This is a genomic window from Segniliparus sp., from assembly GCF_051660745.1.
Classification (GTDB): domain Bacteria; phylum Actinomycetota; class Actinomycetes; order Mycobacteriales; family Mycobacteriaceae; genus Segniliparus.
The window spans coordinates 270,632-283,641 of the sequence record NZ_JBOFQF010000003.1 but is presented as its reverse complement, the minus strand read 5'-3'; the positions used below and the strand labels follow the sequence as shown (position 1 = coordinate 283,641).

Below are 13,010 nucleotides of genomic sequence, written 5' to 3'. Positions count from 1 at the left end.
CCTCGCCACTTGTCCGTCACTGTCGGGCCAGGTACGCGCGCAGCTCCGCGCTCTGCGGACGGTCGAGCACGTCCGCCGGGCTCCCCCGCTCGGCGACGGAGCCGCCGTGCAGGAAACAGATCTGGTCGGCGACCTCACGAGCGAAGCCGAGCTCGTGGGTGGCGAGGAGCATCGTCGTCCCCTCTGCGCGGACCTGGCGCAGCAGGTCCAGCACTTCCCCGGTGAGCTCGGGGTCGAGCGCGGCGGTGACCTCGTCCAAGAGCAGCAGCCGAGGGCTGGTCACGAGGGCTCGGGCGATGGCGACCCGCTGCTGCTGGCCGCCGGAGAGCTCGCCCGGCTTCGCCATGGCCTTATCCGCGAGGCCGACCCGCTCCAGCATCGCGACGGCGCGCTCCCGCGCCTCGCCCTTGGGGGTTTTGTGCACCCGGACCGGCGCGAGGGTCAAGTTGTCGAGCACGGTGAGGTGCGGGAAGAGGTTGTACGCCTGGAAGACCACGCCCATCCGGGCGCGCACCGCGTCGGCGTCGATCCTCGGGTCGCAGATGTCCTGCCCCTCGAACCAGACCACCCCGTCGTCCACGGTCTCCAGGAGGGCGAGGCAGCGCAGCAAGGTGGACTTCCCGGAGCCGGAGCCGCCGATGAGCGCGACGCATTCGCCCCCGGCGAGGTCGACGTCGAGGGCTTCGAGCACCGGGCGCCCGGTCTTCGCGTACTGTTTGCGCACGCCTCGGGCGCTGAGCACCGCAGTCATAGCGCCGATCCTCCCGCGCCCTGCCAGTTCCTGCGCCGCGCGTACCAGTCCGTGAACCTGGCGAGCGGGACGGTGAGCGCCACGAACAAGGCGCCTGCCACGACGTACGGGGTAAAGTTGAAGTCGCTCGCAGTTTGGATCTGCGCGGCGCGAATCGCGTCCACCACGCCGAGCACGGCGATCAGCCCGGAGTCTTTCTGCAGGCTCACCAGGTCGTTGAGCAGGGCGGGCGCGACCGCCCGCACCGCTTGGGGCAGCACGACGAACCGCATGGCCGCGCCGGAGCGCAGGCCGAGGGCGCGCGCCGCGAGGCGCTGGGTCTGCGGGACCGCCTCGATCCCGGCCCGGAACACCTCGGCGACGTACGCCGAATACGTGAGGACCAATGCCGCCGCGCCCCAGAAGATCGCCTCCTTCGGCAACCCCTTGAGCCGCAACGCGGGCGCGCCGAAGCCGAGCAGGAAGATCACGAGCAGCACGGGCAGGCCCCGGAAGAGGTCCACGTAGCCGACCGCCAAGGCGCGCAGCGGGAAGAAGACCGGGCCGCGCAGCGTCCGCAGGAGGGCGAGCCCGAGGCCGAGGAGCAGGATGAGCACGGCGCACAGCGCCGTGACCCGGATGTTGAGCCAGAGCCCGTCGAGCACTTTCGGCAACGCGGACTCGGCCTTGGCCGGGTCGAAGAAGCTCGCGCGCACCCGGGGCCAGCCGGGGGCCGATCCGACGGCCACGGCGAGCGCGGCCACAGCGACGAGCGTGCTGGCCCCGGCGAGGAGCCAGGACCGGCGGGCCGTGCGACGGCGTATCCGCTCTCGCTCGCGCTGCACGGCGGAGGGCTGGTACGGCGCGCGGCCCGCTGCGCCGGTCGTGAGGTCGTCGGGACTGCTCATGTCAGCGTCGGGACGCCGGCCCCGTCGCCGAGCCAGCGGCGCTCCAGTCCGGCGAGCTCGCTCTTCTGGCGCAGACGGCCCAACGCCTCGTTCACGCAGGAGGTGAGCGGGCTGCGTTTGTTGAGCACAAGGCCGAACTGCTCGGACGAGGGCGCCGGGATCTTGCCGACCACCCGGACTGCCGCGTCGGAGAGCCGGGCACGGGTGCTGGCCTCGATCTCGAACCCGGTGGGCAAGTCCACGGCCAATGCGCCGACTTGGCCGGTGAGCAGCGCCTGCACCGCCAGCTCGTTCGTGTCGTAGTACACCACAGGCTCCTGCGGTTTGACTGCCTGCTCGACCGCCTGGGCGCTGGTCGTGCCCACCACGACGCCGATCTTCTCCCCCGCCACCGCAGCAAGGCTCGGGGCAGGCGGAACCGCCGATCCCGGCAAGATCCCGCGTATCGCCAGCACCACCTGCGCCACCTGGTAGTAGCCGTCCGAGAAGTCCACCGCCTGCTGGCGGGCCGGGGTGATCGAGACCTCGTTCAGGTCGAAGTCGAAGGCCTTCTCGCCGGGGGCGTACACGTTCGCGAACGGGACCCGCGTCCACACGACCTGCTCCCGCGCGAAACCCATCTCCCGCGCCACCGCGTATGCCACCGCCGACTCGAACCCCCGCCCGTTGGCCGGGTCGTTCTCCTCGAACCACGGCGCGTACGCGGGCTCGTCGGTGGCGACCGTCAGCTTGCCCGGGGCGCGCAGCGGCAGCGCGGCGGTGTTCTGGCAGTCAGCCGGGCGCACGGGGCCGTCGTCCTCTGGCGCGCAGCCGAGAAGGCTGAGGCAGAGGACGACGGCCCCGGCGATGCGATCAGCCCTCAGCAGGCGCGCTCCCGAACTGCTTGGTGATCTCCGCGAGCTCCTCGCGCGAGACCTCGCGGACGTGGTGGGCGACCGACCACTGGTGGCCGAACGGGTCTTTCACGATGCCGTACCGGTCGCCCCAGAACTGGTCGCCGATCGGCATGACGATCTCGGCGCCCGCGTCGACGGCCCGCTGGAAGGCGGCGTCGGCGTCCGGGACGTAGAGGTGGATGGTCACCGGGCTCCCGCCGAGGGCGCTCGGCGAGCTCTCCTTGCCGCCGCAGAACTCGGGGAAGTCGTCGTTGAGGAAGATCTGCGAGCCGTTGAAGTCCAGCGCCGCATGCATGACTTTCCCGTCGGGCGTGGTCGCGGCGCCGAGGTCGGCCGCGCCGAACGCCTGCTGGTAGAACTCGATGGCAGCCTTCGCGTCGGACACCGTCAGATGCGGGATTACCGCAGGCTCGGTGACAGGTCTCTGGTCGGACATGGTGTGCTCCTCCATTCAGTGTGACCAGCGCTTTCGCCGATCATCCAGAAGCCTACAAGAGCAGTCTGACAGATCTCTGGCCACAGCGCGCAGCCAGCGCAAAAGGGCGTCACGGCCCGTCTGCCTTCCGCTGCTCCTCGCCTGCCCCGGCCTCAGCCGGCGCAGCATCGGGCAGATCTTCGTCATGAGCCGCAGGTACATCAGTCTCGACCTCGCGGAGATGCCATTCCTCGGGGATGCCGTGATGCTCGTAGTAGTGCCGGAAAAGACCGATAGCTTCGGCTGCGGTGAGCACTTCGGAGGCACGCACAACAATCTGGTTGTTTCCGAAGACCAGGGTCTCCGACCCTTCGTGCGTGCCAGAGACAGCGCGTCCGACCGTGCACTGGCGCGATGTCCCATCAGACTCCAGCATTCGAACCTCGACGGTGAGTCGCTCGGCGGTGCCGCCCGCCTGGATGTACTCACCTGTGTAATGGTCCTCGTCGTACTCGTGTCCAGCGGCGATCGTGCTGAGGACCACAGCTAACCGCAGTTCGCCGAACGCTCCCGTCGAACCCAGTCTTTCCAGTTCCTCGTCGAGCCGCCGCTTCGCCCGTTCAGGATCTGGACTGAGCCACGAGGCCATAGACCGCATACTTGTGATGGCGTCGAGCGTGTGCGTGTGCGGCGCCCCTGGCGTAGGGCGGTGGATGACCACAGGGGTTTCGCTGATCTCACAGACCCCGACACCGTGTTTCGCCCCGAGACGCACGAAGACCTCGCGGGCTTCTTCGGCCTTCGACCAGAAGAAGGAGACATACAAGATGCTGCTGCCGTGGCTGTAATCAGCGAGCGAATCCACATCCTCCGGTTCCCCGGCAGAGGAATCGGGACCGTTCATCGCAGGGAATACTCGGATCAAGTCTCTGTAGAGAGCTTGCAGAGCGGGGGCAGATCCAGCGGGATCGTTATAGTCACGCGGCTCGGCCCACTTTGCCTGCTCCTCGAACCACGGCATCAGCTCCCCGTCAGTCGGGACTGCTGCCGGGTCGAACGCGAAGATGTAGTAACTCATTTCCGGCCCCTCGTCTCCTCTTGCTCAGCCTCGTCATCCCTCACGACTACTGTAACCATCCCCGTGCCGATCCCTTGACTACGTGTTGTCCGCACGCCGCTGAGCGTCTTGTTCTTCGGCTTTCGCCAGCTGCCCTTGAATCGCGCTGTCCGAATACCCCGCGATAGCGCCCGGAGTGGACAGTCGGTCGTTCGAGACACCAGCAGACATGGCTGAGGCTGGCGCAGCGCTGCTCGTGGTCGCCGCCTCAGGAGCCAGGATAGAGACTGCGCTCTCTGTCTCCCTAAGCTCCCAGTCCACCGGGATCTGATGGTGGTCGTAGTAGTGCTGGAATATCCCTATAGCCTCAGCGGCAGTGAGCACCTCTGATGGGCAGACATGGGCTTCGGTGAATGTGAACCGCAAGGTCTCCGACGTTTGTCCTTCGTTGGCAGCGCCCGGTCGCCCGACTGTGTACAAGCGGTGCACCCCGTCCGCGTCCCGTCTCTTCACCTCTACAGTCAATCGATCTGCCGTTCCAGCGGCCTCGATCCACTCCTGCGGATCAATCTCACGGCCCTGAACCGTCCCCGGCGGGATCTGATAGATCCTGTAATACACATGGATATCATTGAATCCGCCGTCCTTACCAAGACGGCTCAAACCAGCGGCGAGCTGCCCAGGAATCTCCTGCGGAAACTCACTCATCCAACTGATGATCTCGCCCCTGTTGGTGCCGACGATCTTTTCATGTGTGGGTTGGCGCCTGCTCATTCCCTCGGTCCTCCGCTCGCCACTCGAACTTCTCTGAACGAGGTGGTGGTGATGGTTTCGGCTTCGCCGACCCCGCAATTAGCGCAACCATCCCGTGCTGATGCCTTGCCTATGCGCCGTCCGCCCGATGCTGCTGATCCTCGTGCTGTTCGGATTGGGCGTATTTGCTTGGCGCGGCCGCGGAGGCTTGGTCAACGACCGCGCCCGGAGAGGTCTGAGTGTCGTTCGAGACGCTGGCTGTCGCGGCAGTTTCTGCCTGTTCCTGTGCGAGTTGCGCTGCCACGAGGTCATCTGAGAATTCGGGTTGCAACCGTAGGTGCCATTCTTCAGGGACTGTGTTGTGGGCGTGGTAATGCTGAAAGAGGTCAACGGCATCCTGAGCAGTGAGCACTTCTGCGGGCCGGACTTTCGTGGTGTTCCGCCCAACTGTGATCGTCTCCGACTCGCTCGGCTCGGCTGCCGCGTTCAGTCGCCCGATCGTATAGAGGCGGCAAACCCCATCCTCGTCGCGCTTCTTGACCTCCACGGTCAAAGATTGCGCGGTCCCAGCGGCTTGAATCCATTCCTCGGTATGCGGGAACTCGTCATACTCCGTCCCCACAGGCACACGGTAGATCGAGAAGGCGAGATCTTGCGTGCCGAACTCGTCGTCAATCGAGCCGAGCGCGTCGAGATTGATCCTAATCTGCTGAGCAGTCTTCGTTGGATCATCACTCAACCAAAATACGAACCCGCCCTTGGACGTGACGTTACGCATTTGGTGGCTAGTTCTGACGGGACTCATTCCGCTGGCACCTTAATCTCTTCGACATCTGTAATTTTCACTGTTTCAACTTCTCCGCGTTCGTTCGTGATCGTCACGTACGCCGGGTTCTCAGGGGACACTTTGCTATCGAACGCGCGCTGCTGCGGATCGCGCGATCCTGTGCCGGACTTTATCTCGATGCCCTTGTAGGTGCCGTCAGGTTTGCGCGCCAATCCATCGTAGTACCTGCCATTGTCCGCGCCATTGACGCGGGCCAATCGCTGCTCCCGCGTGACCCATTCGTCTCGGTTCATCTTCTGATATCGCTTGATGCCCTCAGCTTCAGCTTGTCTTCCTGGACGACTGTTGCCGTTCGCCCATTGCCCGTAGATATCGCGCCCGTCGCCACGGTCGATGCCTTCCCCGAGTCGAGGACCATCCCGCGATTCCATGACGGTGATCTGGTGTTTGCTGGCGGCTTGGCCGAGTTCGCCCATTCCTGCGCCCGCCGCTGTGGCTCCGGTGGCGATGGCGGCTGCGGAGACGACGGCGGGCGGGGATGCCGACGACGGCCCCGACTCCAGTGGCGTCGAGGGCGACGCCGCCGACTTCCCCGCCCGCGCCGATCTCTGCGAGGGCGAGGCCGCCTGCGACGAGGAGGACGTCGCCCGGATGGGTGGCCGCCGCGTACGCCCATGTGGCTGCGGTGTTGACGGTTTCGGCGGCGACGTTGTAGGCGAGGTTCTCGACCTCCTGGACGGCCATGTCCGCGTAGCCCGCCATCTTCTCCGCGAACTCCTCGGCCTGCGCCACGAGGGGCTCGAGCAGGTGCGCGAGGGAGGACAGCTCGGCGCGGAACCCGCCGACGACGACGTCGAGGTCGTGGAGCACCTGGTGGAGGACTCCCGAGCCTTTCCCGCGCAGCCAGTCGAAGCCGGACTGCGCCAGGCTCGCCGGGTCGCCGAGCTTGGCGGCGAGATCGTGGATCGCGGCGCGTGTGCTGGTGATTTGCCCCGCTTGCGCGTCGAGCTTCTCGGCGACGCTCGCGCATTGGGCCGCTGCGGTGTCCAGGCTGGTGATCGAGGTGGTGAACGCGGTCCCCATCTTGTCCGCCTCGGGGACGCCTTGCTCGGCGGCGACGTCCTTCGGGCCGGCAAGGGCTGCGGAGGCGGCGTGGCAGGCTTCGGCCATGCCGCGCCACGATCCGGCTGCGGCGTGGAGCTTGCCGGGATCCCCGTTCGGCCCGAAGATCCCGCTCAGCATCTCCAACGCGCGCTGCCAGCCGGGCACGTCCTGCCCGCCTTGCGCGCTCGGGGGCAGTTTCGCGGATTTCGGGGCGGTCGGGGCCGGGAACTCGAGGGGCACAGCCGACGACGGCCCCATGCTGGAGGCGTGGTTGGCGTTGGCGTAGTTCGCCGCCGACGCTTGGCAGCCGTCCCCGATGCGGGCTGACCCGTTGACCGTGTCCACGAGCGCCACGATCAGTGCTTTTGTGGCCTTGTCGTACGCGTGGGCGACCTCGATCCCCGCCGGGTCGTCCCCGCACATGCCCGTCGAGCTCCCGAGCGCCCCGAGCATGGCCTGCATGGAGCTGTTCAACGCGCCGGACGCGTCCACCGTTTTCTTCCCCGCGTCGTACAAGGCTTGCGGATCTGGTTTGAGCGGCGGCATCGGCTACTTCCAGAAGCCGCTGTTGGCCGCGATGGCGGCGGTGTAGTTGCCGTGGGCGTTCGCCCCGGACTGGCGCACACGCGCCAACGCCGCGCGCATCTCGGCGGCCTCTTTCGCCCACAGGGCGTGCGCCTCTTGGTACTCGTCGGCGGCGGTCCCCGCCCACAGGTGCTTGTAGGCGGCGGCGAGCTGCTCCGCCTCCGCGATGACCTCTTCGGCGTGCTCCTCGAACGCGGCGAGGTCCGCGACCGCGCCCGCGAGGCCCTCGGTGTTCACGTGATACTGCTCGCTCACCAGTTGAACCCCCCGCTGCTCGTGTCTTTGACAGTGGGCGAATGCTGGTCGATGGTGAGGGCGCGTTGGTTCGCCGACTCCTGCCCCTGGTACAGGCGGGCGCCCTCGCGCACGTCCTCCCCCAACAGGTCCAGGCCCTTCTGAACGTCTTTCGCGCCCTTCTCGAACAGGGCGAACGCCTCGCGGAACGTGCTCCCGGCCCCGCCGGTCCAGCCCCCGTCCAAGAACGCGGCCATGCGGTTCGAGAGGTTCTCCCGCCGCTCCGCGAACCCCGACCCCAGCCTCGTCGTGCGCATCGCCAGATCGATCATGTCGTCGGGCATCGCGAACACACGCCCCTCGCCCATGCCCGCTCCTCGCGTCGTTCCGAACAGGCCATCCGCAGGGCCTTGCGAGCGATGATTCCAGCCGCCCGGTGCGACGTCAACATATGCGCGAACCTCTGCGCAAAGCCGCGAATTCGCGCCTGCCCAGCACATCGAGCCTCTTCCCAGCGCATTGGCCGCCGCGCTGCTCAGTTGCCTGGATAGCGCAGCCACCACCACCGGGGAACCTCGTGCTCGTAGAAAATCCCCGCAGTCCCCTCCAATGGCGGGTTGGCCATCTCCAGGACGAGATCCTCGGCGACTGCGCACACGAGGTCGACGTCGCGCAGCCGTCGCGGCCAGTCGCCGAGCGCGCTGGACCCGTGCTCGCTCGCCCCGAGCGCGCCCATCCCGTGCAGCGCGCCCAGGATGTTCCCGCATATCGAACCGGTGGAGTCGCTGTCGCCAGAGTGGTTCGCCGAGGCGAGGAGGGCCTCCTTCGGATCGTCGAGCCCGAGCGCGCAGGCCACCGCGATCGCGAGCGCCTCGTCCCCGGTCCACCCGCTGCCGAGCTCGCGCTCGATCGTCTCGGCGCCGATCTGGCGGCGGGCGGCGAGGCCGACCGCCGTGCGCAGCAGACGGCTTGTGTTCCCTTTGCTGATCTCGGCCGTGCGAGCCGCCGCTTCGGCGAGCGGGACCTCTTGGACCAGGAGCGAGACGAGGTGCGCGAGCGCCCCTGCGGGCCCCCAGCCGTCCGGATGCCCGTGCGTGAGCGCCCCGATCTCGCAGCCTGTCTCGTAGGCGGCCGCCTCGTCGCTATGGAACAGCGGGTGGAACACCAGCCCGACAGGGGCCGCGCGCATGGCCGCGCCGCTGCCCTTCGAGTCGTTGATCGGTTTCGCGACGGCGCCGTGCTTCCCGGTCGAGAGGGCTGCCAGGCAGGTCTTGCCGGGGCCGCGCCGCGCATGGAGCCGCCGGTCGTGCACCAGCCATCCGGTGAGGTCCACATGCCCGGGCGGCTCGCCGCCATGCTCCTGCTGCGTCCACCACCAGCGCCAATACGCCCGTTGTGTCGTGCCCACCGGGCTCGAAACGCCTCGAGAGCGCCCGCGCACATGGGAGCGGATCAGCCCTTCGACCGTGAAGAGCGCCATCTGGGTGTCGTCCGTGAAGGGCGAGTCCGGGGCGAGGTCGGCCACGCCGCGCGGGCCGAACCGCTCTTGGATCTGCGGCCAGCGCAGCAGCTCGACCTGCGCTCCGAGCGCGTCGCCGACCGCCCCGAAGACGAGGCAGCCGCGAACCCGGTCAGCGTAGGACGTCATGCCTCACGATGGTCTGGTCCTGCCTCGGCCCGACCCCGACGCAGGAGATCTGCGCGCCCGCGAGCTCTTCGAGCCGCTCCACATACGCGCGGGCCGTCGCGGGCAGGTCCGCGAACTCCTTCACCTCGGAGATGTCCTCGGACCAGCCGGGCAGCTCCTCGTACACCGGCTCGGCGACGGAGAACTCGCTCTGCGTCGTCGGCAGCTCGTCCACGCGTTTGCCGTCCACGGTGTAGCCGACCGCGACCGGGATGGTCTTCAGGCCCGTGAGCACGTCGAGCTTGGTGAGGAAGAAGTCGGTCACGCCGTTGACCCGGGTCGCGTACCGGGCGACTGGCGCGTCGAACCAGCCGCAGCGCCGCTCGCGGCCGGTCACCGTGCCGCGCTCGCCGCCGGTCTCGCGCAGGAAATCGCCCATCTCGTCGTTCAGCTCCGTCGGGAACGGCCCCGAGCCGACCCGCGTCGTGTAGGCCTTGAGGATGCCGAGCACGGTGCGGATCTTCGTCGGGCCGATGCCCGCGCCGGTCGCGGCGTAGCCCGCCGTCGGGTTCGAGGAGGTGACGTACGGGTACGTGCCGTGGTCGACGTCGAGCAGCGTTCCCTGGGAGCCCTCGAGCAGCAGCCACTCGCCCCGCTCCAGCGCCTCGTTCAAGAGCAGCTTCGTGTTGGCGATCCGATGCCCGAACCGCTCGGCCTGGCCCAAGAGCTCGTCCACCACCTGCTTCGGGTCCAGGCCCTTGCGGTTGTAGATCTTGGTCAGCACCTGGTTCTTGAACGCGAGCGCGGCCTCGACCTTCTCGTACAGCAGCTTCTCGTCCAGCAGGTCGGCGACCCGGACCCCGATCCGGGCGACTTTGTCCTGGTAGGCGGGGCCGATGCCCTTGCCGGTGGTGCCGATCTTGCGGGCGCCGAGGTAGCGCTCGGTGACTTTGTCGATCGCCACGTGGTAGGGCATGACCAGGTGCGCGTCGGCGGAGACCACGAGCCGCGAGGTGTCGATGCCGCGCTCTTCGAGGCCCGCCAGCTCCGCGAGCAGCACGCCGGGCTCGACCACGACCCCGTTGCCGATCACGTTGCGCACCCCGGGGCTCAAGATCCCCGACGGCAAAAGCCGCAGCGCGAACTTCTCGCCGTTCGGCAGGATCACGGTGTGGCCCGCGTTGCTGCCCCCCTGGTAGCGCACCACCCAATCGATCCGGCCGCCGAGAAGGTCGGTGGCCTTCCCCTTGCCTTCGTCACCCCACTGCGCCCCGATCAGCACAATCGCCGGCATGAAACACTCCTCATCTCACGGCGCCAGAGCATTCGGCGCCGAGGTCACAGTGTACCGCTCACCACGTCGGACGCTACTGTTGACACGATGTCCGCGCTCGTGCTCGCCCATGCTGGCCGCCAGCTCCCCGAAGCATTGGCGGCTCTGCCGAATATCTGCCTGCTCGGGTCCTTCTCCGATCGAAAAGCCCTCGACCAGGCACTGCGCGGCGCGAAAACCGCAGATCGCCTTGTCGTTCTGCCCGCTGGAGGCCATGGGGCCGACGGAGATTTGGCCGCCGTGCTCACGCGGCTGATGCGCCGCGAGCAGCTCGGCCTGCCGGTCGCGTACCTGCCCGCCGAGCCGACGCCGTGCTCGCGCGCCCACCGGCTCTCGCTTGACCCGGCGCGGGCGCTCGCCGAGGCGGCGCTGCCCCGTCCGCTGGTCCGCGACGACGACGGCTTCGCCCTGGTCGGCGAAGCGGTGATCACGGGGCCAGATGGCGGCCCGCTCGTCGGCGAGAGCATCGTGGACGACACACGGCTGCGGCTCGGCTCCATCGTCTCGGTCGTGGTCCGCGCCACCGGCTCGGCCCCTGGCCTGTCGGCCTGTGCCCGGCGCGACGGCTGGCCGGGACGCTTCCCGAGCCTCTTCCCGCCGAAATGGGTCGCGGGGCGGGCAGCGCAGACCGGGGCGGAGTCTCTGGCGCTCGTCCGAGACGGCGTCGCGGCCCCGCGCGCCCGGACCCGGATCACTTTCTTCCGGCACACCGAGGACTGGCTGCTCGTCCCGTGAGCGTCGATCAGCCCGTCGAGCGGCTGGACAGACCGAGACTGCCAGTATGCTAATGTCGGCGCAGATCAGCCACGTCGATGTGCGCTCAGGGGGATCGCCGCGCTGAGCTTGACTCGAATTCCGAACGAAAGGACCGTCCCTATGAGGACCTCTGCCACTGTCCGCAAAAGCGCCGCGCTGTGCTTCGCCGCCCTTGTCTCCGCCGGGGCGCTCGCTTCCGCCGCGACCGCGCACGCCGCGCCGTCCCAGTCGGATTGCACGCAGCTGAACACGCTGAACTCCGGTTTCTCGACGGCGGTGCAGGACGTGATCGACCCCAAGGACCTGGAAAAGCTCGCGAAAGGCTCCAAGTCGGAGAAAGAAGCCTTCGGCGAGGGCATGGTCAAGCGGCTCTTCGAGACCGACCCGGTCACCGGGAGGCGGCGCATGGAGCTGTTCATCGAGCACATCCGCGACCTCGACGCGCTCGCCCACGACGCGGACGGCAAATTCGAGGACCCCGAGGGCGCGGGCGTTGTGCAAAAGCTCGCCGACGGGCTCGACGGGTACCTCGGCTTCTTCGACAAGCTCATGGACGAGAGCGACAGCAAGCAACAAGGCCAGGACGGCGAAGAGACGGGCGGAGCCGTCGACAAACAAGCCCTCCTCGACGAGATGGGGCCCGTGCTGAGCGGCTTCAGCGGCGGGATCGACACCTTCACCGACTACTCGTCGCAAGCGGGCTGCACGGCGGTGTAGCTCGACGCCATCGCCTCGGGCCCGTAAAATCTCGCCATGGCGCCTCTCCGTTTCCTGATCCCGCTCGCCGTGTGCGCGAGCCCCGCGCTCGCGCTCTCTGCGGCCCACGCCGACCCGGAGGTTCCGGCTGGCGCGATCTGCGACGCGGTCGCGCCGGTCGTCGCGGGCACGCCGCAGGACCAAGACGGCAGCTCCGGCACCGCAGATCCGACACAGAGCCTCGCCAAGGCGCAGCAGATCCAGGGGATCCTCGGCCGGATCCAGCAGAACGGCGGGTTGACCGGCGGCGCCTCGGGCGACGACATCAACGCGGTGATCCGAGCCGCGCAATCCGGAGACATCGGGGCCGCAGCCGCCGCGGGCAGCGACCTCGCGAACGTCCTTCGCCCCCAGATCACCGGAGAGGGGAACGCGGGCGAGGACCGAGCGGACGAGGCCAAGAGCACGGCGGAGCCCGCGCAGGGCAAGCCCCTCGTCGACCAGGGGATGCTCGACACGGCGAGGAACGCGGTGCGGCAGGGCTGCGAGCGCGCCGCGGCGCGCCAGCGCCGATCTGACGACTCCCCCGCGTCCTCGTCGTCCGACGAGACCTCCTCGGACGACGAGGACTAGCCCCGGCTCAGGCCCTTGGCGGCCTCGGCGGAGCTAGGCGAGGCCAAGCTCGACAGCCGACTGCGGGTCGCTGTCCAAGAGCAGCTCCAGGCAGCGCTGGTACTCGGGCTCCTCGCCGATCGCTTTCGCCGCTTTCGCGAGGGCCGCCACCGCGCGGAGGAAGCCCTGGTTCGGCTCGTGCTCCCACGGGACCGCGCCGAAGCCGCGCCAGCCGTTGCGCCGCAATTGGTCGAGACCCCGGTGGTAGCCGGTGCGCGCGTAGGCGTAGGCCGTCACCGGAGCCTCCTCGACGAGGGCGTCCTCCGCGAGGATCGCCCAGGCCAAGGAGTACTCCGGGTGGCCTGCCGCCACGTGGGCGGCGTCGTGGCCTTGCGCGAGCAGCGCGTCGGCGGCCTCGTTCGGGGGCAGCAGGGTCGGCGCGGGGCCGAGGAGATCACGTCCGTGGGTCATATCCCTTATTCTGTCATCTATGACCGGAGCCGGACAGCGGGTGGGG

17 protein-coding genes are annotated in these 13,010 nt (G+C 68.3%); 3 read left to right on the top strand and 14 right to left on the bottom strand.

Features of this window, described 5'->3' with window-relative positions; translation table 11 throughout:
* Window positions 1-16 precede the first annotated feature (16 nt).
* From ACRC20_RS01815 to ACRC20_RS01755, 13 genes are all read right to left on the bottom strand, one after another.
* Entirely contained in the window at window positions 17-751 is a 735-nt protein-coding gene (locus tag ACRC20_RS01815; RefSeq protein WP_438684611.1) for an amino acid ABC transporter ATP-binding protein, read from the bottom strand.
* Window positions 748-1,638, bottom strand: coding sequence for an amino acid ABC transporter permease (locus tag ACRC20_RS01810; RefSeq protein WP_438684610.1), 891 nt, complete (start codon window positions 1,636-1,638; stop codon window positions 748-750). The genes ACRC20_RS01815 and ACRC20_RS01810 overlap by 4 nt, the downstream gene beginning before the upstream one ends.
* Complete coding sequence (locus ACRC20_RS01805; RefSeq protein WP_438684609.1) at window positions 1,635-2,423, bottom strand: ABC transporter substrate-binding protein; 789 nt, start codon at window positions 2,421-2,423, stop codon at window positions 1,635-1,637. Before ACRC20_RS01805 ends, ACRC20_RS01810 begins: the two co-directional genes overlap by 4 nt.
* A 67-nt stretch (window positions 2,424-2,490) precedes the next feature.
* The gene (locus ACRC20_RS01800; protein WP_438684608.1) at window positions 2,491-2,970 is read right to left on the bottom strand and encodes a VOC family protein; all 480 of its coding nucleotides are present in this window, start codon (window positions 2,968-2,970) and stop codon (window positions 2,491-2,493) included.
* Between the two features lie 109 nt (window positions 2,971-3,079).
* Complete coding sequence (locus tag ACRC20_RS01795) at window positions 3,080-4,027, bottom strand: hypothetical protein (RefSeq protein WP_438684607.1); 948 nt, start codon at window positions 4,025-4,027, stop codon at window positions 3,080-3,082.
* Window positions 4,028-4,105: 78 nt separating this feature from the next.
* Window positions 4,106-4,780, bottom strand: a complete 675-nt coding sequence (locus tag ACRC20_RS01790; RefSeq protein WP_438684606.1) for a hypothetical protein — start codon at window positions 4,778-4,780, stop codon at window positions 4,106-4,108.
* Between the two features lie 109 nt (window positions 4,781-4,889).
* On the bottom strand, window positions 4,890-5,537 hold the full coding sequence (locus tag ACRC20_RS01785; RefSeq protein ID WP_438684605.1) for a hypothetical protein: 648 nt from the start codon (window positions 5,535-5,537) through the stop codon (window positions 4,890-4,892).
* A gap of 23 nt (window positions 5,538-5,560) precedes the next feature.
* Window positions 5,561-5,839 (bottom strand): hypothetical protein, encoded by a 279-nt coding sequence (locus ACRC20_RS01780; RefSeq protein ID WP_438684604.1) that lies wholly within the window; start codon window positions 5,837-5,839, stop codon window positions 5,561-5,563.
* A gap of 28 nt (window positions 5,840-5,867) precedes the next feature.
* Window positions 5,868-7,196 (bottom strand): hypothetical protein, encoded by a 1,329-nt coding sequence (locus ACRC20_RS01775; RefSeq protein ID WP_438684603.1) that lies wholly within the window; start codon window positions 7,194-7,196, stop codon window positions 5,868-5,870.
* A gap of 3 nt (window positions 7,197-7,199) precedes the next feature.
* Complete coding sequence (locus tag ACRC20_RS01770; RefSeq protein ID WP_438684602.1) at window positions 7,200-7,490, bottom strand: WXG100 family type VII secretion target; 291 nt, start codon at window positions 7,488-7,490, stop codon at window positions 7,200-7,202.
* Complete coding sequence (locus tag ACRC20_RS01765; protein WP_438684601.1) at window positions 7,487-7,837, bottom strand: WXG100 family type VII secretion target; 351 nt, start codon at window positions 7,835-7,837, stop codon at window positions 7,487-7,489. The genes ACRC20_RS01770 and ACRC20_RS01765 overlap by 4 nt, the downstream gene beginning before the upstream one ends.
* A 167-nt stretch (window positions 7,838-8,004) precedes the next feature.
* Window positions 8,005-9,117 carry an ADP-ribosylglycohydrolase family protein gene (locus ACRC20_RS01760; protein WP_438684600.1) on the bottom strand — a complete coding sequence of 371 codons (1,113 nt, stop codon included), beginning with the start codon at window positions 9,115-9,117 and terminating at the stop codon, window positions 8,005-8,007.
* Window positions 9,101-10,390 (bottom strand): adenylosuccinate synthase, encoded by a 1,290-nt coding sequence (locus ACRC20_RS01755; RefSeq protein WP_438684599.1) that lies wholly within the window; start codon window positions 10,388-10,390, stop codon window positions 9,101-9,103. Before ACRC20_RS01755 ends, ACRC20_RS01760 begins: the two co-directional genes overlap by 17 nt.
* An 87-nt stretch (window positions 10,391-10,477) precedes the next feature.
* Between ACRC20_RS01755 and ACRC20_RS01750 the strand changes: the two genes are divergently transcribed.
* From ACRC20_RS01750 to ACRC20_RS01740, 3 genes are all read left to right on the top strand, one after another.
* A complete protein-coding gene (locus ACRC20_RS01750) occupies window positions 10,478-11,164 on the top strand; it encodes a hypothetical protein (RefSeq protein ID WP_438684598.1) in 687 nt (228 codons plus the stop codon).
* A gap of 141 nt (window positions 11,165-11,305) precedes the next feature.
* Window positions 11,306-11,902: a hypothetical protein gene (locus ACRC20_RS01745; protein ID WP_438684597.1), complete on the top strand. Its 597-nt coding sequence runs from the start codon at window positions 11,306-11,308 to the stop codon at window positions 11,900-11,902.
* 36 nt (window positions 11,903-11,938) lie between these two features.
* Entirely contained in the window at window positions 11,939-12,514 is a 576-nt protein-coding gene (locus ACRC20_RS01740; RefSeq protein WP_438684596.1) for a hypothetical protein, read from the top strand.
* A gap of 33 nt (window positions 12,515-12,547) precedes the next feature.
* On the opposite strand, the gene ACRC20_RS01735 is transcribed toward ACRC20_RS01740, so the two are convergent.
* Window positions 12,548-12,964, bottom strand: a complete 417-nt coding sequence (locus tag ACRC20_RS01735) for a DUF3151 domain-containing protein (protein ID WP_438684595.1) — start codon at window positions 12,962-12,964, stop codon at window positions 12,548-12,550.
* Window positions 12,965-13,010 lie beyond the last annotated feature (46 nt).